This is a genomic window from Nesterenkonia aerolata, from assembly GCF_031470965.1.
Lineage (GTDB): Bacteria > Actinomycetota > Actinomycetes > Actinomycetales > Micrococcaceae > Nesterenkonia > Nesterenkonia aerolata.
Genome location: NZ_JAVKGR010000023.1, coordinates 1 through 25,370 on the forward strand (window position 1 = coordinate 1; position 25,370 = coordinate 25,370).

The 25,370-nt window shown below is 66.1% G+C and carries 21 protein-coding genes; 5 read left to right on the forward strand and 16 right to left on the reverse strand.

Translation table 11 applies throughout. The features are described 5' to 3' along the window. Positions 1-362 precede the first annotated feature (362 nt). From RIL96_RS12280 to RIL96_RS12300, 5 genes are all read right to left on the reverse strand, one after another. Complete coding sequence (locus tag RIL96_RS12280) at positions 363-1,859, reverse strand: maltokinase N-terminal cap-like domain-containing protein (RefSeq protein ID WP_310549314.1); 1,497 nt, start codon at positions 1,857-1,859, stop codon at positions 363-365. A 112-nt stretch (positions 1,860-1,971) separates the two neighbouring features. Next, the gene (gene rlmB / locus RIL96_RS12285; protein ID WP_310549315.1) at positions 1,972-2,964 is read right to left on the reverse strand and encodes a 23S rRNA (guanosine(2251)-2'-O)-methyltransferase RlmB; all 993 of its coding nucleotides are present in this window, start codon (positions 2,962-2,964) and stop codon (positions 1,972-1,974) included. Continuing rightward, positions 2,957-4,429, reverse strand: a complete 1,473-nt coding sequence (gene cysS, locus RIL96_RS12290) for a cysteine--tRNA ligase (protein ID WP_310549316.1) — start codon at positions 4,427-4,429, stop codon at positions 2,957-2,959. Before cysS ends, rlmB begins: the two co-directional genes overlap by 8 nt. Positions 4,430-4,439: 10 nt before the next feature. Next, a complete protein-coding gene (gene ispF / locus RIL96_RS12295) occupies positions 4,440-5,822 on the reverse strand; it encodes a 2-C-methyl-D-erythritol 2,4-cyclodiphosphate synthase (RefSeq protein WP_310549317.1) in 1,383 nt (460 codons plus the stop codon). Beyond that, positions 5,819-6,319, reverse strand: coding sequence for a CarD family transcriptional regulator (locus RIL96_RS12300; protein WP_310549318.1), 501 nt, complete (start codon positions 6,317-6,319; stop codon positions 5,819-5,821). Before RIL96_RS12300 ends, ispF begins: the two co-directional genes overlap by 4 nt. A 214-nt stretch (positions 6,320-6,533) precedes the next feature. Between RIL96_RS12300 and RIL96_RS12305 the strand changes: the two genes are divergently transcribed. Then, a complete protein-coding gene (locus RIL96_RS12305; protein ID WP_310549319.1) occupies positions 6,534-7,085 on the forward strand; it encodes a hypothetical protein in 552 nt (183 codons plus the stop codon). Between the two features lie 232 nt (positions 7,086-7,317). On the opposite strand, the gene RIL96_RS12310 is transcribed toward RIL96_RS12305, so the two are convergent. The 11 genes from RIL96_RS12310 to trhO form a co-directional block, all read right to left on the reverse strand. Beyond that, positions 7,318-7,596 (reverse strand): glutaredoxin family protein, encoded by a 279-nt coding sequence (locus tag RIL96_RS12310; protein WP_310549320.1) that lies wholly within the window; start codon positions 7,594-7,596, stop codon positions 7,318-7,320. A 155-nt stretch (positions 7,597-7,751) separates the two neighbouring features. Beyond that, positions 7,752-7,850: a 30S ribosomal protein bS22 gene (locus RIL96_RS12315; RefSeq protein WP_081652675.1), complete on the reverse strand. Its 99-nt coding sequence runs from the start codon at positions 7,848-7,850 to the stop codon at positions 7,752-7,754. A gap of 113 nt (positions 7,851-7,963) precedes the next feature. Further along, on the reverse strand, positions 7,964-9,163 hold the full coding sequence (locus RIL96_RS12320) for an acetoin utilization protein AcuC (RefSeq protein ID WP_374761891.1): 1,200 nt from the start codon (positions 9,161-9,163) through the stop codon (positions 7,964-7,966). 67 nt (positions 9,164-9,230) lie between these two features. Beyond that, positions 9,231-9,902 carry a potassium channel family protein gene (locus RIL96_RS12325; RefSeq protein ID WP_310549321.1) on the reverse strand — a complete coding sequence of 224 codons (672 nt, stop codon included), beginning with the start codon at positions 9,900-9,902 and terminating at the stop codon, positions 9,231-9,233. After that, the gene (locus RIL96_RS12330) at positions 9,895-11,289 is read right to left on the reverse strand and encodes a TrkH family potassium uptake protein (protein ID WP_310549322.1); all 1,395 of its coding nucleotides are present in this window, start codon (positions 11,287-11,289) and stop codon (positions 9,895-9,897) included. Before RIL96_RS12330 ends, RIL96_RS12325 begins: the two co-directional genes overlap by 8 nt. Positions 11,290-11,320: 31 nt before the next feature. Then, positions 11,321-12,172: a pyrroline-5-carboxylate reductase gene (proC, locus tag RIL96_RS12335; RefSeq protein ID WP_310549323.1), complete on the reverse strand. Its 852-nt coding sequence runs from the start codon at positions 12,170-12,172 to the stop codon at positions 11,321-11,323. Continuing rightward, positions 12,172-13,038: a sugar phosphate isomerase/epimerase family protein gene (locus tag RIL96_RS12340; RefSeq protein WP_310549324.1), complete on the reverse strand. Its 867-nt coding sequence runs from the start codon at positions 13,036-13,038 to the stop codon at positions 12,172-12,174. Before RIL96_RS12340 ends, proC begins: the two co-directional genes overlap by 1 nt. Further along, positions 13,025-14,077, reverse strand: a complete 1,053-nt coding sequence (locus RIL96_RS12345) for a Ppx/GppA phosphatase family protein (RefSeq protein ID WP_310549325.1) — start codon at positions 14,075-14,077, stop codon at positions 13,025-13,027. The genes RIL96_RS12340 and RIL96_RS12345 overlap by 14 nt, the downstream gene beginning before the upstream one ends. Before the next feature lie 10 nt (positions 14,078-14,087). Beyond that, the gene (gene topA, locus RIL96_RS12350; RefSeq protein WP_310549326.1) at positions 14,088-16,913 is read right to left on the reverse strand and encodes a type I DNA topoisomerase; all 2,826 of its coding nucleotides are present in this window, start codon (positions 16,911-16,913) and stop codon (positions 14,088-14,090) included. Positions 16,914-17,169: 256 nt separating this feature from the next. Then, entirely contained in the window at positions 17,170-18,966 is a 1,797-nt protein-coding gene (locus RIL96_RS12355; RefSeq protein ID WP_310549327.1) for a DUF7059 domain-containing protein, read from the reverse strand. Next, entirely contained in the window at positions 18,963-19,913 is a 951-nt protein-coding gene (gene trhO, locus RIL96_RS12360; protein WP_310549328.1) for an oxygen-dependent tRNA uridine(34) hydroxylase TrhO, read from the reverse strand. Before trhO ends, RIL96_RS12355 begins: the two co-directional genes overlap by 4 nt. A gap of 108 nt (positions 19,914-20,021) precedes the next feature. Here trhO and RIL96_RS12365 point away from each other — a divergent pair, with 108 nt between their 5' ends. The 4 genes from RIL96_RS12365 to RIL96_RS12380 all read left to right on the forward strand — a co-directional run bounded on the left by RIL96_RS12365 (position 20,022) and on the right by RIL96_RS12380 (position 25,009). Continuing rightward, a complete protein-coding gene (locus tag RIL96_RS12365; RefSeq protein ID WP_310549329.1) occupies positions 20,022-20,726 on the forward strand; it encodes a GNAT family N-acetyltransferase in 705 nt (234 codons plus the stop codon). 81 nt (positions 20,727-20,807) lie between these two features. Then, the gene (gene sftH, locus RIL96_RS12370; protein WP_374761892.1) at positions 20,808-23,105 is read left to right on the forward strand and encodes a DNA 3'-5' helicase SftH; all 2,298 of its coding nucleotides are present in this window, start codon (positions 20,808-20,810) and stop codon (positions 23,103-23,105) included. A gap of 1,400 nt (positions 23,106-24,505) precedes the next feature. After that, positions 24,506-24,739 carry a hypothetical protein gene (locus tag RIL96_RS12375; RefSeq protein ID WP_310549331.1) on the forward strand — a complete coding sequence of 78 codons (234 nt, stop codon included), beginning with the start codon at positions 24,506-24,508 and terminating at the stop codon, positions 24,737-24,739. A 6-nt stretch (positions 24,740-24,745) separates the two neighbouring features. Further along, entirely contained in the window at positions 24,746-25,009 is a 264-nt protein-coding gene (locus RIL96_RS12380; RefSeq protein ID WP_310549332.1) for a ribbon-helix-helix domain-containing protein, read from the forward strand. Positions 25,010-25,370 lie beyond the last annotated feature (361 nt).

The following is a 25,370-nucleotide window of genomic DNA, read 5'->3' on the forward strand; positions in this document are numbered from 1 at the left end:
ACACCACACCACACCAGGCACAGCAACCCCGAAGCAACTTCCCCATCTTACCCAACTCGATCCCTCGAAGCAAAATCGCTTCTCAAGGTTATCTTTACTGGGAAAGACAGCAACTTTCCTATCCTACCTGCGTGATCTGCGAAGTGCAACTCTCACTTGTCAGCAGGTTCGATCTGATCTCTCATCAGAAGACATCCGATCGATCTGCGCTGAGCTTCACAGCTTCTGCCGTTCGTCTCGGCGCGAGATATCACTCTAGCACCGCTCAGCGCGGAATGTAAATCCCAGATGAACAGCCCGGACTCTTCCCCGCCATAGCAAGGATCCACGCCTCAGCCCTCATCCGGCTCGGAGCTCTGCCCTCACCGAGAATGCCGCAGCAGATCCTGCACCGACAGCACCCGGCCAGCCACGGAATCCCGCAGCAGCGGAAGTGCCCGGAGGAAGACCTCCGTGCGGAACCGTGCCGAATCAATACCTGACTCCTCGGCATCGCTGTCCCGATACCCGGCGAAGAACGCCTCCAAAGACTCGTCGAACCACTGACGCGCTGCCGCCACATCCTGCCCAGCATTGTCCACCACGACCCGGGCCAGGGAGACCACAAAAGCCGCGGTGTCCTGATACGTAGGCGCGTGATCAGCAGGTGCCGGGCCTTCATCGATGACCCACGGGGCCTCGATATCCGCCAGATGTGCACGCTCCAGGCCGAACGACCCATGAATCCGCTGCAGCGCCAGCGGCTCGAACACCCCGTCGAGCCCATCACGCAATGACCGCGCCGCTTCGGCGAGATCTTCATCGCCCTCCGCGACGCACTGGTTCTCCGCGGTCTCCACCTTCTCCCGCAGCGCACTGAGGTTCCTGCGCAACTGATCGGTGGACTGCGGATGGGCCCCGAAGACGGCGGCCAGATCCGCGTGCAGTCCCCCCAGAGCCTGCCCCAACCGACGGCTCAGAGCAGCGAAACTCTCCCCACTCTGAAGCATCAGCCCCGCCGTCGAGATACCGTCAGGGGCCTGAGCGGTGGCTTCGCGGACCAGACTGAGATCACCGAACTCCCAGGTCGGCGCGCCCTCGGGCGTGGGGCCGTCATCGGCAAGCTCAGCGCCGCCCCCCGCATCGCTCGGCGCCTGAGCTTCAGCATCAAGATCATCATCGGCAGCGAAACGATCCATCCACGCACCGGTCACCAGACCCAGCACACGGGGGAATGCCGTCTGCCGGTCAGCCAGCGTCAGCACCGTGTCCCGCAGCAGCGTCTCACTCTGCGCAGCCACAGGCCGGCGGAAGAAATCGACGATGAGCTGGCCGTCTCCGGGCCGCGGAGCGGACTCGGGGGCCGACTCCGGACGCACCAGAGTCCGCGTCACTGCCTCATCCGCGCCCCGGCCCGCACTGCGGCTCAGCCGCGCCGTGAACGCCGCGCGCCCGGCGACATCGCCGAAGCTCCGCGCATGGCTCCGGCCATTGCGACTGCCCCGGTCACACCGGACAGCCTCCAACCAGGCGGCCAAGAATGCGTGATCCATCGCCCCGTCATAGAGCCAACGCTCAGTCCCGTCCCCCACCGTCAGCCGGCCGATGAATGCCTCCTTACCGGCCAGGGCAGACGGACGACTGCGCAGAGCGACGGGGACAGAGATCCGATCAAGCATCGCCCCATGTTCGACGTCGAGGATATGCAACTCAAGGGTCGTCTGCGGATCGCTGACACCCTCAGGCAGGGGAAACCGCATACCTCCGACACGGGCAAGACGGCGCCGTCCAGTACGAGCCGGGAACCACGGCTGGTTCACCAGCCAGTTCTCCAGCACATCAAGGAACCCGTCCTGCTCCTCGCCGCGCAGTCGTGGCATCGTCGTCTCCTCGCCCCGTCACCTGGCAAGGGCCCGTCGGCACACCGCGAACATGGCCGACAGACCCACTGCAGGCGACGTTACCGCAGAACAGGCCAGGTGCTGCGGATTCTCAGCGCTTGTCGCCGCGCCGCGTGGCGATCTCATACAACGCGATGCCGACCGCCATCGACGCGTTCAAGGATTCAGCCGCCGCCGAGATCGGAATCGAAACGATCTGATCGCAGGTCTCGCCCACCAGACGGGACAGACCACGACCTTCCGAACCGACAACCAGCACCAGAGGATCCGTGGCCAGCGGCAGTCCCGGAAGGTCGACGACGCCATCGCCGTCGAGACCCAGGACGAAATAGCCCGCAGACTTCGCCTCACGCAGCGCCTGGGTCAGGTTCTTCGCCTGAGCCACCGGCAGGCGCGCCGCGGCACCGGCGGACGTCTTCCACGCAGTGGCCGTCACCCCGGCCGAGCGACGCTCCGGAAGCAGCACACCGTGGGCCCCGAAAGCCGCCGCAGCGCGGAGGATCGCCCCGAGGTTCCGGGGATCGGTGATGGAATCACAGGCCACCAACAGCGGCTGCTCCGCAATGTGCCCGCGCGCTGCACGCTCACGGAGATCCTCGATCAGCTCGATCGCCTCGGCATACTCATACGGCTCCAACACCAGCGCCACACCCTGATGAACAGCCTCACCGGTGGTGCGATCAAGCTGACGACGGTTGACCTCACGCACCCGCACACCGCTGGAGGCCGCATAGCGCAAGGACTCACGCACCCGACCGTCCGACTCCATGTCCACCGCCACCAGAAGCTCCTTGGCCGGGACACCCTCGGCCAGCGCCTCGACGACGGCATTGCGCCCGGCGACCACATCATCAGCCCCGTACCCGGAACCTCGCGTACGGGGCCGGGCAGCCTCGGCGCGCTCCTTGGCCCGCTCAGCCAACATCTTCTGGCGATGGGCCTTGTGATAGACACGGTCCTCAGCCTTCGGCGTCGGACCCTTGCCCTCAAGCTTCCGGCGTCCATGGCCACCGGTGCCGACCGTCGCGCCCTTCTTCTGCTTCTTCCGCACAGCGGCGGACTTCGGGCGGGAATCCTTAGCCACGGGCACTCTCCTCCTGCAGGCTCCATCGGGCGCCGTCCTTGGAATCCTCGACCGCGACGCCGACGGCGGCCAGCTGATCACGGACAGCATCAGCACGAGCAAAGTCCTTCTGCACCTTCGCCTCAGCACGTTCAGCGAGCAGGTTCTCCACGAGTCCTGCCAGCGCCGCATGCGCCGCGGAGTCCGCTGAGTGGCTCTGGTGGTCGGGGACGTCGGCGAGACCGAGCACCTCGGTCATGGTGCGCACCTGCGCGGCATACGAGCTGGCAGCGACGGTATTGGCGTCAGCCAGGGCGGAGTTCCCAGCCCTGACGGTGTCGTGCAGAACTGCCAACGCGGCGGGGACGTTAAGATCATCATCCATCGCCTGACGGAAACCCTCGGGGACGGATCCGGCCTCATCTGGCTCATCCACTGCCCCGACCTGCTCGAGGGCACGCGCCAGGAAAGACTCGATACGCTCCACAGCCGCCTGCGCCTCACTGAGCGAGGTCGGCCGGTAGTCCAGCTGCGAACGGTACTGGGCCTGGCCCAGAAAATAGCGCACTGCCCGCGGCCGAGCCGCGGCAAGCATCTCATCGGGCGAGATCGTGTTGCCGATCGACTTCGACATCTTCTCCCCCTCATAGGTCACCATCCCGTTGTGCAGCCAGAAACGGGCGAAACCATCACCGGCGGCAGAGGACTGAGCAAGTTCGTTCTCATGATGCGGAAACCGCAGGTCCAGGCCACCACCGTGGATGTCGAAGGTGGAGCCCAGGTATTTCGTGGCCATCGCCGAGCACTCCACATGCCACCCCGGCCGACCGCGGCCCCACGGGGAATCCCAGGAGGCCGTCTCCGGATCCACGCTCTTATGCCCCTTCCAGAGGGCGAAATCCCGAGGATCCCGCTTCCCACGCGGGTCCGCATCGGGAGCATCCTGCATGTCCTCCAGACGCTGGCGGGTCAGCTCCCCATAGGCAGGCCAGGAGCGGACGTCGAAATACACATCCCCGGAACCATCAGCGGCCGGGTAGGCATGGCCGGCCTCGATGAGCCGAGCGATGAGGGCAAACATCTCCGTCATATGACCAGTGGCGCGCGGCTCATACCGTGGACGGCGCACACCCAATGCGTCATAGGCGCTGTGGAACGCCTGCTCGAACCGATAGGCCAGGGCGAACCACGGCTCCGCCACCGGGCCGTCACCGGCACTGGGGTCGAAATCGTCCTGGAAGGACAGTGCAGACTTCTCCAGGATCTTGTCATCGATATCGGTGACGTTGCGTACGGAGAGCACGTCGAACCCGCTGTACTCCAGCCAGCGGATCAGAATGTCGAAGGCCACCGCCGAACGGACGTGCCCCACATGCGGACGGCCCTGCACAGTGGCGCCGCAGTAGTACAGCGAGACCCGCCCCGGTTCGAGGGGCTCGAAATCCCGGAGGCTCGCCGTCTTCGTGTCATAGAGTCGCAGTCCCACGGGCCTCAGCCTATCCGAGGCCGCGGACGACGACGGCCACCGCCGTAGCGAGCACGCCCTCACCGCGGCCGGTGAAACCCAGCCCGTCCGAGGTGGTGGCACTCAGCGACACCGGGGCACCGGCCGCTTGAGTGAGCACCCGCTGGGCCTCCTCACGCCGCGGGCCGAACTTCGGACGGTTGGCGACCAGCTGAACGGTGATGCTGCCGATAGTGCCTCCGGATTCACGGACGAGTCGCGCAGCCTCAGCCAGGAGCGTGACCCCGGAGGCCCCCGCCAACTCAGGACGGTCCGTGCCGAAATGGACACCGAGATCCCCGATACCCGCCGCACTGAACAGGGCGTCACAGGCGGCATGGGCCACGGCATCGCCGTCGGAATGCCCCGAAAGGCCCCGCTCGTCAGGCCAGAACAGACCGGCCAAGTACAGCGGACGGGCCTCTGCCTCATCAGCGAAAGCGTGGACGTCATGACCGATACCCACCTGTGGCAGGGGCAGGTGCGGGGCCTCCTGCCGCTGAGATGAACGCTGCGGCGATTGCTGAGGCGGAGTCGTCTCGACCGGTGGAGTGTCAGCGTCCATCAGGGCTCCCAGAGTAATGAGGTCAGAGGGCCCAGTGATCTTTGCAGCGAGCGGATCCCCGCTCACACAGACCGCCGGAATCCCCAGATGCTCAGCGACCATCGCTTCATCCGTGAAAGACTCCGCCGCAGCAGCGTCCATGCCTTCCAGGTGAGTGCAGATACGCGCCAATGTGGGCAGCCGGTATCCCTGGGGGGTCTGCACGGCCCGCAGGTCAGCGCGCGGCACGGTGGTGAGGATCGGTTCCACGGCTTCGGGCTCGACCAACCCCCTCTCATCACCACTGACCACCTGTTTGATCGTGTCAGCGACCGGCAGAGCCGGCACCACCGCCTCGGCACCGTCCGCCAAGGCGCCGAGCACACGCTGCGAGACCGTCACCGGGGCCAGTGGACGGGCGGCATCATGGATGAGCACCGCGGCGGACTCCTGCGCCCACCGGTGGGTGTGTGCATGCTCGGTGACCGCGCGCAGACCCCGGTGCACCGATTCCGCCCGCGTGGAGCCGCCGCTCACCGCAACGATGCTCTGCCCCGTCCGCTCACCGTGCGCCTGCGCCAGAGCCGCCAACTCAGCCCGGGCTGAGGGCTCCGCGGGCAGCACCACGACGAGGAGATCGCAGACCAGTCCCTCCGCACTCTCCAACGCACGTGCCAGCAGGGGTCTGCCCCGAAGCGGGATGAGCGCCTTCGGCATCCCGTACCCAAGACGACGGCCTTCCCCTGCCGCGACGACGATGAGCGCCCGGTGCTGCAGGGCAGCAACCGGGCGCTCATCGTTAACCGCGGCAACGCGGCGGGAATCGTTCACTTGTCGTTCTGCGGGGCCTGCTCCAGCACCTCATCGAGGAGCTTCTCGGCCTGCTCCTCGTCCAGCTTCTTCGCCAGGGCAAGCTCAGAGACCAGGATCTGACGAGCCTTGGAGAGCATACGCTTCTCACCGGCGGACAGGCCGCGATCGCTCTCCCGACGCCAAAGGTCACGCACAACCTCAGCGACCTTATTGACATCGCCCGAGGCCAACTTCTCCAGATTGGCCTTATAGCGACGCGACCAGTTGGTCGGCTCCTCGGTGAACTCCGCGCGGAGCACCTCGAAGACGTGCTCGAGGCCCTCCTTGCCGACGACGTCGCGCACTCCGACGAGATCGACATTCTCAGCGGGCACCTCGATCGTGAGATCACCCTGGGAGACGCGGAGCTTGAGGTACATCTTCTCCTCGCCCTTGATCGTCCGCATCTTCACTTCTTCAATCGTGGCCGCACCGTGGTGCGGGTAGACGACAGTCTCGCCGACCTCGAAAACCATGTATTGTTCCCCTTTCCCGCCGCCTAGTTTATCACGCGTCACACTCAGCTCAGCGTGTCGGAGCGCAGCCGCCGAGAGCTTCGGAATAGACTCTGCGCCTTCAGAATTTCGACGCACTGTAGAATTGCTGACGCACTCACACGGGCGCACGCGCGATGCAGTAGCCTGGAGTGCAGATCACCGTCGCACCAGACCCCGCAGAGGAGACTCCGACGTGAAGCTCGCGCCTACCGCGTCCCGCCGCATCGCCGCGGCCACGATCGCAGCTGCTGCCGTCGCCGGCATGACCGGCTGCAGCGCGGCCAACTACATGGCCACCACCCACGCCTACTCGGCCTCCGACGGAGTCAAGACTGACATCGATCAGGTCAAGTTCCGTCACCTGGCTCTGGTCACCGACGCCGAGGGCAACCCGGCACGAGTGATCGGCTCAGTGGACAACGGCGGCACGGAGGACGCCCAGGTGAGCATCGAAGTCGGCGGCGATTCCTTCGACCTCGATGTCCCCTCCGGCGAGGAGATCTCCCTCGAGCACGACGAAGAGTTCATCGTCGGAGCACTCGACGCGGCCCCCGGTTCCTTCTACGAGGTCACCGTCGAAGCCGACGGCAGCTCCGAGCAGCTGCAGGTCAGTGTCCTCGACGGCGTGCTCGAGGAGTACCGGGACCTGATCCCTGAGGGCTACGACGAGACCACCACCGAACACCTCGAGCACGGACCGGACACCTGGGGCTCCGGAGCCGCGCACCACGAAGACGATCACTGAGATCGACTCCCCCTCCACGTCTGAGCGGCTGCCTCACGGCTGAGGCCACAGCCTGTTCCCGACCGTTCAGCTATGTGGGTGGTTCGGGACGTCACATAGAAACAGCCCGAACCACCCACATAGCTGAACGCCTCGGCACCCGTCAGGATGCACACCTGAAGATGCTGAAACTGCCTCTTATGGTGCACTGCTGGCCTGGTGCGCTGGCTGTCCAGTAGCGCTACGTGCGGGACTATGCCCCGGCCAGCAGACGCCGCAACCGCTGGGGATCCACTCGCCAGAAATCGCGCACCGCACCATCGATCCGCAGCACCGGCAGCTCCTCGGCGAAGCGATCCAGCAGCTCAGGGTCATCAGTGACATCCACCTCGGTGACCTGCAGGCCGAACTCCGCGGAGACCTCCGCACTGGTAGCCAGCATCTGCTCGCACAGATGACAGCCCCGCTTGGTCAGCACCTCGATCTGCGCCACGGCGGAGGCCGCCTCGGCAGATACCTCATCAGCAGTCATGGTCCTCAGTTCCTCACCAGTCGTCCCGAACATATTCGACGCACACACTCTGGCGCTCCCTGGCATCAGTCCGGCGCGAAACGCCTCCAGAGACGCGGAGACCCCGCAGGCTCATCGCCTCGCGGGGTCTCATCGCGGCATCGTCAGCCAGTACGTCACTTCTTGTTGCGACGCTGGTGACGGGTCTTACGCAGACGCTTGCGGTGCTTCTTCTTCGCCATGCGCTTGCGGCGCTTCTTGATCACAGAGCCCATAGGGTTCAGGTCCTTCTGTCGGTGGACGGGAAAACGTCTCGGAACAGTGTAGCCCCCCGAGGAGTGCGCCGAGGAATCGGCGCCTTCACCCGTGACCTACCCCGTCACCCACCTCAGTCGAACCAGGGGTCCAGACCGTAAAGCGGGAAGAGCTCCTTGCGGGTCTGGATCACCGCGCGATCCACCGGATCGGCAGGGTCATAACCCACCTCCCAGGAACGCCACCACAACTCAGCGTCATCGTTCATCCACTCCGGTGCCTCGACCCCGTAACGCTGGTGCACATACTCCCGCCAGGACCCGGGCACCTGGGTGCGTAACGGGATCGGACTGCCGCCGACCACCGCGCACAGATGCGCCCAGCTGCGCGGCACCACACGGAAGACCTCATAGCCGCCGCCGCCGGTGGCGATCCACCGGTTCTCGCACAGCTCCTCAGCCAACACGGCGATATCCAGCGCCACCTGCCGCTGCGCGTCGATGCTCAGCGAGAGGTCCGTCAGCGGATCGAGATGGTGGGAATCGCAGCCGTGCTGAGAGACGATCACCTCCGGCTCAAACGCCGCGACCAACGCCGGCACCACGGCATGGAAGGCGCGCAGCCATCCGGCATCACGAGTGGTCGGCGGCAGGGCCAGATTGACCGCGGTGCCATCAGCCTGCGCACCGCCGATCTCATTCGGGAAGCCGGTCCCCGGGAAGAGGGACACCCCCGTCTGGTGCAGTGAGATGGTCATGACCCGAGGATCGTCCCAGAAGATGCTCTGCGTGCCGTCACCGTGGTGGGCATCGACGTCGAGATACACCACCCGCTGGGTACCGGTGTCCAGCAACCGCTGCACCGCCACGGCGGCATCGTTGTACACACAGAACCCCGAGGCCCGGTTCCGCGAGGCGTGGTGCATCCCCCCGGCGAAGTTCACCGCCCGCACCGCACGGCCCGTCCGCACCGCTTCGGCGCATTCCCAACTGCCCTGGGCGATGCGCGCCGCCGAATCATGGATGTCCGCGAAGATCGGCACATCCTCGGTGCCCAGGCCGAAGTCCGGGGCCGCCGTCCCCGCCGCAGCGGCCTTGACCGCGGCCACGAAGTCCGCGTCATGGACGCTCTCCAGCGTCTCATCCGCTGCGACCTCAGGGTGCAGCAGGTCGAAGCAGCCCTCCTCCAGCAGACCAAAGTCCCGGCACAGCCTCTCGGTCAGCTCCAGTCGCACCGGGTCCATCGGGTGGGCGTCACTGAAGCGGTAGCGCACCAGGGCGTCGTCCCACACGAGAGCCGTCGGAATCTCAGGGCGGAATGAGGGCTTCGTCACAGTCCTCACTCTACGGCACCGGGCGGCGTCGCCATGCTCCGAGAAGCCGGATGACGTGGGATGAGCCTCAGTCCTCACCGGCGAATCGTTCGAGGTTGCTGACGTCACCGGAGACGATGATCGTGTCACCGGAGGAGACCAACGTATCCGGCTGGGCGTAGACGAAATCCCGGCCCGGAGACTTCACCCCCACCACGTTGACCCCGTGGCGGTCCCGCGGATGCGCCTGCTCGATCGTCATCCCCTGCATGCACCGCGGCGGCGGCATCTTCACGATGGCGAAATCATCGTCGAACTTGATGAAGTCCATCAGGTGTCCGGAGACCAGATGCGCCACACGGACCCCGGCATCATGCTCCGGGTAGACCACATGCTCACACCCGATCCGCTCCAGGATCTTGCCGTGGGCACGGTTGATCGCCTTGCCCCAGACCTGATCGATCTCCAGATCCACCAGGTTCACGGCGATCAGCACCGAGGACTCGATGGAAGTGCCCACCCCGACCACTGCGATGTCGAAATCCGCCGCTCCCACCTGTGCCAAGGCCTCAGGATCCGTGGCATCGGCTTCGACCACATAGGTGAAGCGGTCCGCGTACTTCTGCACCAGGGAACGGTTGCGTTCCACGGCCAGGACCTCACGGCCCTCCGCCATCAGCTCTTCACCCAGCGCGACGCCGAAGCGCCCCAGCCCGACGATCAGCACCGGCAGGTTCTTGCGTCTGCGACGGTCACCCAATGAGCGGCCTCCCTTCAGGAAGACGGTAGCGCACCCGCTCAGTGCGCATCGCCATCGCCGCGGCGAAGGTGATGATCCCGACCCGCCCGGCGAACATGAGCCCGGTGAGCACATAGAGACCTGCCGGTGGAAGATCCTCGGTCAGCCCGGAGCTGAGCCCGCAGGTGGCGAAAGCGGAGATCGACTCGAACAGCGGCCGTTCCAGCTGCTCGCCGCTGATCATCATCAGCGCCAACGCGGAGGCCAGCACCAGGGTCACCCCCAACACAGCGACGGCGACGGCGACGCGCACCGTCGAGGCCACGATCGTGCGGCCGTGGGCCATGACCTCCTCGTGACCGCGCGCCTCCGCCAGGATGGCCAGGAAGAGCACCGCGATCGTGGTGACCTTCAGCCCGCCTGCCGTGGAGACCGAGCCGCCGCCGGCGAACATCAGCGCGTCGGTGATGAGCATCGTCTCAGAGCGTTCATCCACCGGGTCGATCACCGAGAAGCCCCCGGAGCGCATCATCACCGAGGCGAACAGGGAGTTCTGCAGCTTATCGAACCAGCTCAGTTCACCCAGGGTCCGCTGCTCGTTCCACTCCAGTGCGGCGTAGGCGGCCGTGCCGAGCAGCAGCAGCACCACAGAGACCTCGACCGTCAGCCTCGCGTGGATGGACCAGCGCCTGAGGTGCCAGCGGTGCCGGTAGAGCACCAGTAGCACCGGGAAGCCCAGGCTGCCCAGGAAGACGCCCACCATCAGGGTGCCCAGGACCAGCGGATCATGCTCGAACCCGGCCAGCCCCTCGGGGTGGAGCACGAAACCAGCGTTGTTGAACGCCGACACCGAGTAGAACACCCCGTGCCACAGACCCTCACGGAAGGAACCCTCCAGCACTGCGAACCGGGGCACCAGCACCACCGCCAGCAGCGCCTGGATCACCAGGGTGAACAGGACCACGGTGCGGATGAGCGTGCCGGTCTCCCCCAGCCTGCCGGTGGGCATGCCCTCCTGGGCCAGCAGCCGGGTCCGCAGCCCCAGATGACGGGTCACGCTGATCGCCAGCAGTGCCGCGATGGTCAGGATGCCCAGTCCGCCGATCTGAATGCCCAGCAGGATCACCACGTGCCCGGCGGTGGACCAGTGCTCGGCCGTGTCCACCGGCGTCAGCCCCGTGACAGCGACCGCGGAGGTGGCGACGAACAGGGCCTCATGCAGCTGCGCCGGACCCTCAGCGGCAGTGGCCCACGGCATCGTCAGCAGCGCAGTGAACAGCGCGATGACCAGGGCGAAGATCAGCAGGGCCGAACGTGCCGGGGAGGAACTGGTGAAGCTGCGCACCATCACACCCGCACGCCCCGCAGCGCTCAGTGAGCTGCCGCGGTGTGTTCCCACCGTCGTCATGCTCTACAGGATAGACCTCTCGACGGTCTGCTCACTCCCCGGCAAGATCCCGGCTGATCTCCGCCGCCCGTGCCGCACTGGCGGACACCGCGGCATGCACCGCCTGCGGAAGCCCGCCCTCGGTCAGAGCGGCGATGCCGCGTTCGGTGGTCCCGTTCGGCGAGGTCACGGCCTGGCGCAGCGAGGCGGCGTCACCGGCGCCCTGGTTCAGTGCGGACACCAGCATGTCCCCAGCACCCTGGATGGTCTGAGCGGCCAGATCGGCGGCCAGCTCCGGGGGCAGCCCCCGCTCCGCACCAGCAGCCGCCAGATGCTCGGCCAAGAAGAACACATAGGCAGGCCCCGAACCGGACACCCCGGTCAGCGCATCGATCTGCGTCTCCTCCACCACATGGACAGCACCGCAGGCCGAGAGCAGGTCACGCACTCGGTGCAGTTGCTGAGCCGAGGTGTGCTCACCCGCGGCCAAGCCGACGACGCCACGGCCCACCGAGAGCGGAGTGTTCGGCATCGAGCGGATCACCGGCTGCCCCTGAGGCAGGGCCTGCTGGAGCATGTCGACGGTCACCGCGGCGGCCACGGAGACGACGACGGCATCGGGCTCCAGAGCATCAGCGATCTCAGTGCAGAGATCCGTGATCTGGTGCGGTTTCACTCCGAGCATCACCAGATCGGCCGAGGCCGCCGCCTGCTGGTTCGCCGTGCGCTCGGATTCGACGCTCTCCTCAGCCACCACCTCGATGCCCAGCTCCTCTGCCCGGGCACAGGCCGAGGCCGCCGAACGCGTCGTGGCGACGACGTCCTGGGCTGACACTCCGGAGGCCAGGAGTCCTTTCAGGATGGCTCCGTTCATCGAACCGAGCCCGAGCATCGCGATGCGCATCAGTACGCCTCCTGTCCGTGGTCCTGTTCCTGGCCGAGATGATGACGGGCGAACTCCAAGGACTCCGCCAGACGTTGTTCCCGCTCACCGGCCTGCTTCGCGCTGCGGGTGGCCACCTCCACGGCGACGACCCCGTCGAAACCGATCTCCGGCAGCAGCTCCAAGGTCTCGGCCACACGCTGTTCACCGCGGCCAGGCACCAGGTGGTCATCTTTGAAACCACCGGTCAGCCCGTCGGTCAGATGCACGTGCCGCAGCCGGGAGCCCAGCGCGCGGCAGGATTCATAGGAATCGGCCTCCGCGGTGGCCGCGTGGGAGAAGTCCCAGGTGACATGCGGGTAGGACTGTGGCACCGGGTCCCAGTGCGGCAGGTACATCGCGGCGGTCCGTCCACCGGCCCGCCAGGGGTACATGTTCTCCACCGCACAGAGGATTCCGGTGTCCTCTTCGATCTCCGCGATCCCCTCGGCGAACTTCTCCGCGTAGCTGCCCTGCCACCTGAACGGCGGGTGCGCGACGATCGTGGAGCAGCCGAGGTCCTGGGACAGATGGGCGCTGCGCCAGAGCTTCTCCCAGGCGGAGCCCCACACCTGCTGGGTCAGCAGCAGTGTGGGCGCATGGATGGCGACGATGGGCTGGCCGTAGCGTTCGGAGAGTCGCGCCAGAGCCTTGGCGTCCTGGGTCTCCGTCCGGTGGGTGACCATCACCTCGACCCCGTCGTAGCCCAGATCCCGGGCGATGGAGAACGTGTCCTCCACCCCCAGGGGGTAGACCGACGAGGAGGACAGGGCCACCGGGATGTGAGTTCCGCGCGCGGCGGGGACGGACTGCGGCGCCTGCTGGGCAGCGTGCTCATCGACGGGCATGGGCCACTCCGGTCCGTGCGGCGGGGACGTTCGGGTGCTGAGGACGGGCCAGGTCCCCCGCCATCTCCACATGCCCCACACCCGGGGCCGAGGCCTCATCGACGCCGTTGCGGCGCACCAGGGCATCGAGGCGACGCAGGATCAGCCCCTCTCGCAGAGCCCACGGGCAGATCTTCACCTCGTCGAGCTCGAAGGTCTTCATCGCCGTCTCCGCGGCCACCGCCCCGGCGAAGACCTGCCGGGCGCGGGTCACTGAGACGCCGGGCAGTTCCGCGCGCTGATCTGCGCTCATCTGGCTGAGCTTCTTCGTCAACGGTTTCAGGTCCTCGTAGCGCAGCACCCGTTCGACATAGGGGCCCTCAGCTGAGGGCGCGGCACCGGTCATCCGAGCCAGGGAACGGAAGGTCTTAGAGGTGGCCAGCACCTCGGTATGCGAGGCCAACGTGGGGAACTCGCGGCGGGCTGCCTCCAGCTCCTCCTTCACATAGGCCTTCAGATCCTTGATCTGGGACTTCGTCGGTGGATCGTCATCGAGGAACTGCCGCGTCAGCCGCCCGGCACCCAGCGGCACGGAGATGGCTGTGGAGGGAAGCTCGTCCTGTCCGTAGGCGATCTCGAAGGAGCCGCCGCCGATGTCGAAGTTCAGGATGTGCCCGGCCGACCAGCCGCGCCAGCGCCGCGCCGCCAAGAACGTCATCGCCGACTCCTGGGCCCCTTCGAGCTCCATGAGCTCCGCATCGGTCTCTTCTCGGACCCGGGTGAGGACCTGCTCACCGTTGGTGGCCTCGCGGATCGCCGACGTGCAGAAGGCCAACAGATCCTCAGCACGGTGCCGCGCGGCGAAACGCACCGCCTCATCGATGAACTCGATGAGCTGGTCCTGACCGGCGCGGGTGATCGCGCCGTCGTCGTCGAGGTGCTGGACCAGGGAGAGCGGGCGCTTATGCGAGGCGAAGGCCTCAGGCTTCGCCCCGGAATGCGCATCGACGAGCAGCAGGTGGACGGTGTTGGAGCCGATGTCGAGCACGCCCAGACGCATGAGTACTCCCTCAGGACCCGGACTTCGCGGTGGACTTCTTGGCGGCAGGTTTCTTGGCAGCGGGTTTCCTGGCCGGCGACTTCTTCGCCGGAGACTTCCTGGCGGTGGACTTCTTCGGCGCCGGGCCCTTGGCCCGTTTCTCCGCGAGCAGCTCGAAGGCCCGGTCCTTGGTCAACGACTCCACTGTGGTCCCCCGAGGAACAGTCACATTGGTCTCGCCGTCGGTCACATAGGGACCGAAGCGGCCGTCCTTGACCACCACCGGCTTCTCCGTGGTCGGATCCTGCCCGAACTCCGCCAGCGGCTTGGCCGCAGCACGCCGGCCCCGCTGCTTGGGCTGAGCGTAGATCGCCTTCGCCTCGTCGAGGGTGATGGTGAACAGCTGCTCCTCCGAGTCGATGGAGCGGGAGTCTGAGCCCTTCTTCAGATACGGGCCGAAACGGCCGTTCTGCGCGGTGATCTCCTCGCCGTCAGCATCGACGCCGACGACCCGCGGCAGCGAGAGCAGCTTCAGCGCCTCCTCCAGGGTCACCGTCTCCAGGCTCATCGACTGCAGCAGCGAGCCTGTCCGCGGCTTCTCCTTCGCAGGCTTCTTCTTCGGCTTCGGGTTGCCGTTCTTGTAGTACTCCGTGGGCTGGGAGTCGTAGTAGGCCTGCAGCTGCTCCTGCGTCCACTCCGGGATGACCTCGGTGACGTAGGGGCCGAAGCGGCCGTCCTTCGCGGCGATCTCCCGGCCGGTCTGTGGGTCCGTGCCCAGAATCTTGCCCGAGTGCCGGGCCTGCTCGAAGAGCTCCTCCGCCTTCTGCGCGGTCAGCTCATCGGGGGCGAGGTCCTCCGGAAGATTCGCGCGGACCGGCTCTGCCTCGGCATCGGCATCCGCCGGTGCGGGGCGCTCCAGATAAGGTCCGTAACGCCCGACGCGCAGGGTCACGCCCTCAGCGATCTCGATGGAGTTGATCGCCCGGGCATCGATCTCGCCGAGCGTGTCGACGACGTCGCGCAGCCCCTGCTCACCGTTGTCCGCACCGAAGTAGAAGTTCTGCAGCCAGGCCTGCCGCTGAATCTCTCCGCGGGCGATCTGGTCGAGGTCATCCTCCATCCGGGCGGTGAAGTCATAGTCCACGTAGCGGTCGAAGTGCTCTTCGAGCAGCCGGATCACGGAGAACGCGGTCCAGGAGGGGATCAGCGCCGAACCGCGCTTGGTCACATAGCCGCGGTCCATGATCGTGGAGATCGTCGGCGCATAGGTCGAGGGACGTCCGATCTCCCGCTTCTCCAGCTCGGCGACGATGGAGGCCTCGGTGTACCGCGCCGGAGGCGTGGTCTCGTGCCCCCTGGCCTCGATGTCCTCACCGGTCAGCGGCTGCCCCTGTTCCAGATGCGGCAGCCGCTTGGAGCCTGCCTTCTCCGTCTCGGAGGTCTCCTCGGTCTCCCCGGAGGAGGTCTCCCGCGCCTCTTCATAGGCGGAGAGGAACCCGGGGAAGGTGATGACGGTGCCGGAGGCCCCGAACGTGGCCCGCCGCCCGTCGGAGGCCTGCCCGGTAAGCCGCACCGAGGCGGTGAATCCCTTGGCATCGGCCATCTGCGAGGCGATGGTCCGCTTCCAGATCAGCTCGTAGAGGCGGAACTCCTCACGGCTGAGCTCGTTGGCGACCTGGCCGGGGGTCCGGAAGTGGTCACCGGCCGGGCGCACCGCCTCGTGGGCCTCCTGAGCCGAGTCGCTCTTCTTCGCGTAGTACCGGGGACGCTCCGGCACGGAATCCCCGCCGTAGAGCTCAGAGGCCTGACGCCGCGCAGCCGTCACAGCCTCCTGGGACAGGTTCACCGAATCGGTACGCATATAGGTGATGTAGCCGTTCTCGTACAGCCGCTGGGCGACCTGCATGGTCACCCGGGAGGAGAACCGCAGACGCCGCGAGGCCTCCTGCTGCAGCGTGGAGGTGGTGAACGGCGGCGAGGGGCGGCGGCTGTAGGGCTTGTCCTCGACCGAATCGACGTCGAACCGTGCGCCCGCCAACCCCTCGGCCAGTGATTCGGCGTCCTCGCGCGTGAGCACCGAGACCTCGGTGCGGCTGCGTGTGGACTTCAGCTGGCCGCGGTCGTCGAAGTCCGAGCCCTGGGCGACCCGGGCGCCGTCGACGGCGGTGAGCTTGGCGCTGAAGGACTCCCCACCTGCCGCGGCGTCGGTGGAGAACACACCGGAGAGATCCCAGTATGAGGCGGGGATGAACGCCATGCGCTCACGTTCGCGCTCGACGACCATGCGGGTCGCCACGGACTGCACGCGCCCGGCGGAGAGGCCACGGCCGACTTTGCGCCACAGCACCGGGGAGATCTCATAGCCGTAGAGCCGGTCCAGGATGCGCCGGGTCTCCTGGGCATCGACCAGGTGCTGGTCGATCTCGTGGATGTTCTCCATCGCCCGGGAGATGCCTTCTCGAGTGATCTCGGTGAAGGTCATCCGGTAGACCGGCACCTTGGGCTTGAGCACTTCGAGCAGGTGCCAGGCGATCGCCTCACCCTCGCGGTCGGCGTCAGTGGCTAAGTACAGCTCCGAGGCGCTCTTCAGGGCACGTTTGAGTTCGGTGACCTTCTTCTTCTTCGAATCGGAGACCACGTAGTACGGTTCGAAGCCGCCCTCCGGGTTGACCGCGAACTTTCCGAACGGGCCCTTCTTCATCTCAGCCGGCAGGTCTGAGGGCTGAGGCAGGTCTCGGATGTGCCCGGCGGAGGCGTCGACGATGAAGTCGTCGCCGAGATACTTGGCGATCGACCTGCTCTTCGCCGGCGACTCAACGATGACGAGCTTCTTGCCGTCTGCGGACTGGGTGGGCACTGGGCTCCTCGATCCTGGGGGACGGTGATCAGCGGCGCGCTGCGCCGGGCTGGGCTGGTCCGGGCCGGCACGATGAGCATCACCGAGCGGACCGGGGCATCGGGTGCTCAATATAACAGGGGCAGACCACCTCTCCGTGACCTCTCCCCAGCGAGTATGGCGCAGAGCTCTGACATTGCGGTAGTGTCCGGCGGCCGTTCAGTGGTCGTATCGGCGATACTCGTATACTTTGCGACGGCCGTTCAGCACACCGCGATCAGTGTGCGGTCAAGAACCCCTCGACGTAGAGGTCGAGCACTTCAGCACGCAGACTCTCCGACAGGGCCTCGACGTCGGTCTCACCGTCATCGAGCAGCGTGGTCACCGCGGTGATGAGCTGTGCGACGGTGAACTCTCCGTCGGCAGCGCCGAGCACACCGGCTGCCGCGGAGGACACCGGGCGCACGCGGCGCAGACCCGCGCCCTGCCGGGCGAGGATCACTTCGGGATCGGGAGCGCCGAAGCGCTGATGACGTTCTTCGGTGACGTCCTCGGCGGCGACCAGCTGCCGGTTCAGCACGGACTCGGCATCGGTGTCCACCGCGTGCATCCGTGCGGCCGTGTCTGCGAGGACGAGGCCTGCGGGCTGTTCGATCGGCTGCCGGAGTTCCTCGAACCGGTGTAGTGGGTGTAGTGATGAGCTCTGCCCAGCTTCCTCCGGGCGGCGCAGCCAGATCAGCCCGAAACCGATGCGGCCGACGTCCCGGGAGGCGAAGTCCTCCAGGTACTCGGCGAAGCGCCGCCGGTAGTCCTCCAGATCACGCTCGGTGGAGGCGTCGCGGAGCCAGGTCTCGGCGTATTCGGCCGGGTCCTGTTCCTCCCGCTGGATGAACCAGGCCTCCAGCCCCGCCTGCTCCGCCCAGCGGCGTGGACGCGCCGACCACTCGGTGCCGCCGGTGATCTCCCAGTTGCCGAGCATCTGTGCTGTGCCGCCCGGGGCCAGGACGCCGGGCAGCCCGTCGATGAGCTCGGCCATGAGCTCATCACCGGCCCGACCGCCGTCGCGGTAGGTGTAGCGCCTGCTGCCGGTACGCGGGGTGATCACGAAGGGCGGGTTGCTGACCACCAGGTCGAAGCGTTCCCCGGCCACCGGTTCGAGCAGACTGCCCTGACGCAGCTCGACGCGCTCATCCAGGTGCTCAGGGTCGAGGTCCAGTGCCGCGGCGTTGAGCAGCAGATTGCAGTGCGCGAAGCTCAGCGCCCGGGTGGAGAGGTCTGTGCCGATGACGTGATCGGCGTGATCGAGCAGATGGAACAGCTGGATGCCGCAGCCGGTGCCGATGTCCAGGGCGCGGGGGACCCGGCGGCGGTGTGTGATCGACGCCAGGGTCAGGCTGGCCTGGCCGACGCCGAGGACGTGTTCATCGGGCAGGGCCCCGTCCACCTGGTGTGCGCTGAGATCGGAGAGCACCCAGAGATCGCTGGTCTCGACGGCATCCGGGACGTCGGCGACACCAAGGCCATCGGCGGAGTCGGCGGAATCCCCGTCTTCCCGGCTCGGTGTGTCCTGATGCGGTGGGGTCTGATGCGGTGTGGCCCGGCTCGGTGGGGTCCGGTGCCGTTGGGTCTGATACGGCCGCAGGTCGACGGCGGGGGCGACGATGTCACCATCGACGACCACCAACCCCAGCCGCCGGAGCCCGTCCGTGCGGATCTGCGGCAGTGCGACGTCCACCTGATCACCGGTGACGGCCACGCCGAGCAGAAAAAGGCCGGTCAGCACGGCACAGGGGTGTGGGGGGTGTCCAGCCTGCGCAGCCGCATGCAGATGTGCCATGAGCTGGGACTGTCCCGGCACGATCTGTTCACGGTCCAGGGCGGCGACCGCCTCGGCCCCGATCAGCTCAACGATGCGGTCATTGGTGAACTCGGCACTACGCAGGTCCTGCGCCAAGCCGGCCCACATCGGCCACGGGTCAGGGTCCGGTGCCGGCAGTGCCGCAGCCTGTTCCCGGGGCATGAGAGTTGCTGTGGAGCCGGCGGCCCTCAGCGGGTGCGGCGCTGCGGGGGTCATCGGCGGCGCTCCTTCTCCAGGGTGCCGGTGTTCGGGTGCTGCGGGTCTGCGGCGATCCGTGCCCGGCAGTCCTCACACCGCTGCTGTGACGGGATGTGTTGGCAGTCCTCGCAGTAGAGCTGCAGGGTGGAGCATCCCCGATCCATGCAGTTGTGGTAGCTGCTTGTCGGAGCCTGGCAGACGCTGCAGCGGCCCAGGGTCACGGCCTGATCGCTGAAACGGGTGTTCATCCGCCCGTCGAAGACGTAGAGCTCACCCTCCCAGAGGCCGGAATCTCCGTAGGCCTCCCCGTAGCGGGCGATGCCGCCGTCGATCTGGTACACCTCCTGGAAACCGCGTTGGGTCATCAGCGCGGAGAGGACTTCGCAGCGGATTCCGCCGGTGCAGTAGGTGACCACCGGCTGATCCTTCAGGTGGTCATACCGGCCGGAGTCGAGCTCGGCGACGAAGTCCCGGGTGGTCTCCGTCTCCGGCACCACCGCACCGGAGAACCGGCCGATCGCGGCCTCCATCGCGTTGCGTCCGTCGAAGAACGTCACTTCACGGCCGCGGGCGCGCTCGGTGTCCACCAGCTGGTGGACCTGTTCGGGCCGCAGGTGGGTGCCGGCGCCGACCACACCCTCCTCGTCGACCTCGATCTGCTCAGGCACGCCGAAGGCGACCAGCTCCGGGCGCACTTTCACGGAAAGCCGGGGGAACTGCTCCGCACCGCCGGATGACCACTTGAACTCCATGCCGGAGAAGGGCTCGTACTCCCGAGTGCGGCGGACGTACTGTTTGACCGCGGAGAGCTCCCCGCCGACAGTGCCGTTGATGCCCTGTTCCGAGACGATGATCCGGCCCTTCAGGCCTAGCCCACGGCAGAGTTCCAGCTGCCAGAGGCGCACTGCCTGCGGATCGGAGATCGGGGTGAACGCGTAATAGAGGACGATGCGGGATACACTCACGTCCACATCGTAATAGCCCATCGTCCGACCACCGTTTGCGGCATCTTTATCAACTCGTTGCCTGATATGGCTTCACCTCCGGAGCGCAGATGGCCGTATAGTCGAGCTATGACTTCTGAGCTGAACGACGACCTGGTCCGGACGTGGGTGACCGGATGGGCGCGCACGCACGGCTTCGACGTGCATCACGACGGCGCCGTCCACTCTGCTCTGCGCTCGGACTCCACGGACCAGTGGGAGTACATCGTCTACTCCCCCGCTGAGACTGATCTGCGGAAAGTCTCCTCGGCGGTTGCGAAGGGGCCTAACCGGCTGCTGACCGTCATCGTCGAACCCGAGAAGGACTCGTTTGCTGAGCCGGATGAGTACGGCCTGCGGCTGATCTCCGACGAGGAGAAGCTCATGGTGGTGGACATGGGCTTCCAGGACGTCGAGGATCCGATCACCCCGGAGGGGTACAGCACCGAACGTGAGGACGCCGACGGGTGGACGCTGTTCACCGTGCGTCAGGGGGACCACCTGGCCGCGCGCGGTCGCCTGGCCGTGGTGGACAACTACGCCATCTTGGACCGCATCTACACCAACCCGGACTTCCGGCGTCAGGGGCTGGGCACCTTCGTCACGCGGGCGCTGACCGCGATCGCGCTGGAGCAGGACGTCGAAGAAGGTCTGCTGGTGGCCACCGGAGACGGCCAGGAGCTCTACGAGTTCCTCGGTTGGACGCTGCTGGGCGATGTGCATATCTACGGTGGTCCGAAGGCCTCGGAGACGGAGTCCACGCACTCGCAGTTCGACGAGATCGACAGCGAGTGAGCCGGACTGGGAAGAAAGTCACCGCTGGGCGATCACCTCACTGAGGAGGGTGACCCCTTCGACCTGCTGAAGCGGGCCGGACTGCCGAGCATCGCCGGTGAGACCGGCCCGCTTCGCCATGTCCGGACGTTGCCGGGCCGTGCCGCCCGGGGTGGTCAGTGGCCTGCGTGGGTGCCGGAATCGTTGCGTGCCGGCTACCGGCAGCTGGGGGTTTCTGCCCCCTATACCCACCAGGTGCAGGCGGCGGAGCCGTTGCAGGGCGGGCGGCACGTCATCCTGGCCACCGGTACTGCCTCGGGGAAGTCCCTGGGCACTCAGCTGGCGGGGCTGGCTTCCGCCGTTGAAGCCGGCGGCACCATGCTCTACCTCTCCCCCACTAAGGCCCTGGCGGCTGATCAGCTGGAGGCGTTGGAACAGTTGGCGGAGGCGGTCGGGGAACTGCCCGGTCGGGGGATGCTGCGCCCGGCGGCCTATGACGGGGATACCGATGTGGAGACTCGCCGTTGGGTGCGGAGCCATGCCGACGTCGTGCTGACTAACCCGGATATGCTCAATGTGGGGATTCTGCCGAATCACCGGGCTTGGGCGCGGTTCTTCTCCCGGCTGCGGTACGTCGTCATCGATGAGGCTCATTCCTGCCGGGGGATCTACGGGTCGCATATCGCACTGCTGCTACGGCGGCTGCGCCGGATCTGCGCGCACTACGGGTCAGCGCCGGTGTTCGCCGGTGCCTCGGCGACTTCCGGGGCGCCGGGGGCTTCCTTCGCGCGGCTGATCGGTGTGGCCGACGAGGATGTGGTGGCGGTGACCGAGGACGGCTCACCGCATGCACCGGTGGATGTGTATCTCTGGGAGGCCGGGGCCTCGGACCGTCTGGGGGATCAGGGGGCGCCGACGAAGCGTTCGCTGAGTGTGGAGGCTGCCGATGTGCTCACTGATCTGGTGGTCTCCGGGGCCAGGACTCTGGCGTTCATCCGTTCCCGGCGTGGTGCGGAGACGATCGCCCGAATTGCCGGGGAGTCGCTGCGAGAGGTGGACCCGTCCTTGGTGGGCCGTGTGGCCGCCTATCGGTCCGGATATCTGAAGGAGGAACGCCGCGAGCTGGAGGAGGCGCTGCGCTCCGGGGCTCTGCTGGGTGTGGCCTCGACGCCGGCGTTGGAGCTGGGGATCGATATTGCGGGGTTGGATGCCGTCATCATCTCCGGGTGGCCGGGGACTCGGGCATCGTTCTTCCAGCAGTTGGGCCGGGCGGGGCGGTCCGGGCAGCGGGGGGCGGCGTTCTTCATCGCTGGGGATGATCCGTTGGATACGTTCTTATTGGATCACCCGGAGGCCATCTTCGACACTGCCGTGGAGGATGCGGTGATCGATCCGGCGAATCCGCATGTGGCGGCACCACATCTGTTGGCGGCGGCTCAGGAGGTGCCGCTGACGCCGTCGGATGCTGAGCTGTTCGATTCTGGGCGGTGGTTGATCGATGCACTGACCGAGCAGGGGCATCTGCGCCGGCGTCCCCGTGGCTGGTTCTTCGCTCACGATGGCGTCTCTGCGGCGGGTTGGGTGCGGCTGCGTTCCGACGGCGGGGGGCCGTACACGATTGTGGCCGCGGAGTCCGGGCAGGTGATCGGGGATATCGGTGCTGCGCAGGTGCACTCGCAGGCTCATCCGGGGGCGGTGTATGTACATCAGGGCCGCAGCTATGAGGTCCAGGAGCTGGATGAGCAGGACCAGGTAGTGGTGGTTTCTGAGTCTTCGCCGCCGTTCTATACGCAAGCGCGGGAGACCACGTCGATCCGTGTGTTGGCTGAGCACCGCAGTGCTGAGTGGGGGCGGTTCCGGTTACACGCTGGGGAGGTGGAGGTGACCGGCGCCGTCGTCGGGTTCCAGCGCAAGGCCCTGGGCACCGGTGAGGTCCTCTCCGATGAGCCGTTGGATATGGAGCCCTCTGTCCTGCGGACCCGAGCGATGTGGTTCACGGCCCCGGAGACGCTGCTGGCGGCGGCGGGGGTGGTGCCGGAGCAGGTGCCGGGGGCGCTGCATGCTGCTGAGCACGCGATGATCGGGCTGCTACCGCTGATCGCGTCCTCTGACCGGTGGGACATCGGCGGGGTCTCCACTGCCCTGCACCGGGATACTGAGCTGCCCACAGTGTTCGTCTATGACGGGCATCCTGGTGGGGCTGGTATCGCTGAGCGCGGGTTTGAGGCGGCGGAGGAATGGATCCGGGCGACGGCGGCGACGATCCGCCGCTGCCCTTGTGCCTCTGGCTGCCCGTCCTGTGTGCAGTCCCCCAAATGCGGGAACCGCAATGCCCCGTTGGAGAAGCTTGCTGCGCTGCATCTGCTGGAGGCACTCGTCGCGGCGCCGCAGGAGCTGTGAGTTCCATCGGACAGCGCGGCGAGCACGAGTGTGCCTCCCTCGCGTAGGTAGTCCTGGCAGACGACCCACTGCGGACGGTCTGAGATGCGAGACGATTCACCGTGATCAGTAAAGACACGTTCAGCACCAGCGGCGCGCAGCTCGGTCTCTTGGGATCACGGGTTCTGCTCACGGGTACTCACCCGCGCATATCCAATGATCGTCATCTATGCTCCTGCCGTCGCCGTTACCAAGAACGGTACGGCAGCAGTTCTGGTGACGATGAGCTTTCGGAACAGAGTTTCAATGACGTTGTTATCGGAGGATCGGGAGCGTCACCTGTGAGACGCGGAGCTAAGTGTCATGTCATTGACGGTGATAAACGTCGCGACCGTGATGTCGCCCCTCGGTCTTCAAACGACTGTTATCGGCTACTCAACCCGTGGGAGCTGCGATGCGAGTGCGCTAAGCACCTCGACGTCATACCGGCCCTCGCTCCGCGTTGTTCGCAGATCCTTCATGCCCGCCGTTGGTAGCCCCCGTATGACGGTCCCGGGTCGTAGACGTTCGAGTACCTCGTACCACTCTTGCAGGGGCTCACGTAGTCGAACATGCAGTTCGAAGGAGCGGCGGGACCGTGTGAGGTCGCCATCCTTCTGAATCCTCAGAATCGCTTCATCCGGCGATGTCAACAAGACAGCGTCTGCGAAACCGATTCGGCGGGCGAGCATCGCTTCGCGGACCGCATCGAGTTCACAAAGGAACCGGGAGATGGAGGCTGTGCCGATGCGAGCCAGGCACCATGAGTAATGCAGTTTAAGAGGATCGCTATCGCAGACTGCGACCCCAGCCCGTTCCTCAAGAGCGATCGCTTGTGCCCAACGATCTGCGTTGACTTCTGTCCAGTACTTCCCTTGGCTCGATGGGTCGCTTCCGTCGGGCTCTAGTCCGGTGGGTTTGTATTCCTCGACGAACTCATTCACCGTGGCCCGACACCATGTCGTCTTTCCTGCTGCGCTAGGACCTTCAACTGCCACGATCACCAAACGATCGTACGCCGCGTCGTCGCCTTCTGTCAGCGCGCTCGTGGATGCGGCGCGCCTTGGGGGCTGGGAGCGGCTGGTTGCAGAAGGGGCCGATCAGTCGACAGAGCCGTCACGTGCAACGCAACGATCGAGCCAGAAGTGAAGGTTTCCCGGCGTCGTCAACGTCACCCCGTGAGATCTCGTCACCGCCGGTCATGTTTCTGCTGGCACTGAGCGGGCCTGTTCAGAGCGCCCGTAATCGACTGGTTGAGATACGACGATACTGTCGCGCGTCAGGATTCTTGGCAGGGCTGTTGAGTCAGTCAATTTCGTACTACCATCTGTATTACATAACTATCAGGAGTGTGGTTGTTGCGGGTTCGAGTGCATCCGCGGGTGTCTGCGAAGCGGCCTGAGATTGCTGATGAGGACGTGCAAAAGGCATTCGAAGGCGCGTTGCGTTCTCGCGGCCGGGGTACCGTCCCGATTCAGTGGGTCGGGGTCGGCATGGACGCCAAGGGTCGTCTCCTGGAGTTCGTCACCGTGGAGGACGAACCGGAGGGGTGGCTGGTCTTCCACGCGATGATCGCCACCACGAAAGTCCTCAATGAAGTGGGGCTAGGGAGGTAGAACACGATGGGTAAGTACACCGCAGTCGACGGCACCGCGTTCACCGATGAAGACATTGAACGGTGGGCCGCTGAAGCTGAATCTGAGCAGGGCTACACCGGTGGTCACATCGGACCCTCGGTGCCGGGTCGTCCAGTCAGTGTCGGCGCCGAGGCCAAGCCGTTCACCCTGCGACTGGACGCGAATCGCCGCGCGAAACTCAACCAGCTCGCCAAAGAACGCCACACCACACCCTCAGAGCTGATGCGCGCTCTTATCGACGCGCTCTGAGCGGTTCAACGTGCCAGAGGGATGTCCTAGGGTGAGAGGCGTCCGGGCGAGGCATCTGAAATGAAGAGCCCGGACATGGGTGTCTACACGATGCACCATCCTTCCTGGAGCCCACCGACGTGTTCGCGCACGTCGGCGGGCTCTCCTCATGTCCAGAAGGGTGGTGCTGCCGCGTGCTCCTCGTTCCTCGGAGCACTTGCCACAGGGCAGAGTGGCCCGGAGACGTGGTGGAACAGTTGATCGTGGTGGTTAACCAGGTGCCTATTCACTGACCAACTCAAGTGGAATAACCCTCCGGGCACAGAGGGGGCTGATGCAGGAACAGGTGACAGTTCATTCCTAGGCCGCCAGGATGACGGCC

Excerpts from the sequence above, each read along its gene's own strand:
- RIL96_RS12280 (WP_310549314.1), bottom strand. The coding sequence starts at position 1,859 with ATGCCACGACTGCGCGGCGAGGAGCAGGACGGGTTCCTTGATGTGCTG.
- RIL96_RS12300 (WP_310549318.1), bottom strand. The coding sequence starts at position 6,319 with ATGGTTTTCGAGGTCGGCGAGACTGTCGTCTACCCGCACCACGGTGCG.
- RIL96_RS12310 (WP_310549320.1), bottom strand. The coding sequence starts at position 7,596 with ATGACTGCTGATGAGGTATCTGCCGAGGCGGCCTCCGCCGTGGCGCAG.
- RIL96_RS12315 (WP_081652675.1), bottom strand. The coding sequence starts at position 7,850 with ATGGGCTCTGTGATCAAGAAGCGCCGCAAGCGCATGGCGAAGAAGAAG.
- RIL96_RS12330 (WP_310549322.1), bottom strand. The coding sequence starts at position 11,289 with ATGACGACGGTGGGAACACACCGCGGCAGCTCACTGAGCGCTGCGGGG.
- proC (WP_310549323.1), bottom strand. The coding sequence starts at position 12,172 with ATGCGCATCGCGATGCTCGGGCTCGGTTCGATGAACGGAGCCATCCTG.
- RIL96_RS12340 (WP_310549324.1), bottom strand. The coding sequence starts at position 13,038 with ATGCCCGTCGATGAGCACGCTGCCCAGCAGGCGCCGCAGTCCGTCCCC.
- RIL96_RS12345 (WP_310549325.1), bottom strand. The coding sequence starts at position 14,077 with ATGCGTCTGGGCGTGCTCGACATCGGCTCCAACACCGTCCACCTGCTG.
- RIL96_RS12355 (WP_310549327.1), bottom strand. The coding sequence starts at position 18,966 with ATGACCCCCGCAGCGCCGCACCCGCTGAGGGCCGCCGGCTCCACAGCA.
- RIL96_RS12365 (WP_310549329.1), top strand. The coding sequence starts at position 20,022 with ATGACTTCTGAGCTGAACGACGACCTGGTCCGGACGTGGGTGACCGGA.
- RIL96_RS12380 (WP_310549332.1), top strand. The coding sequence starts at position 24,746 with ATGGGTAAGTACACCGCAGTCGACGGCACCGCGTTCACCGATGAAGAC.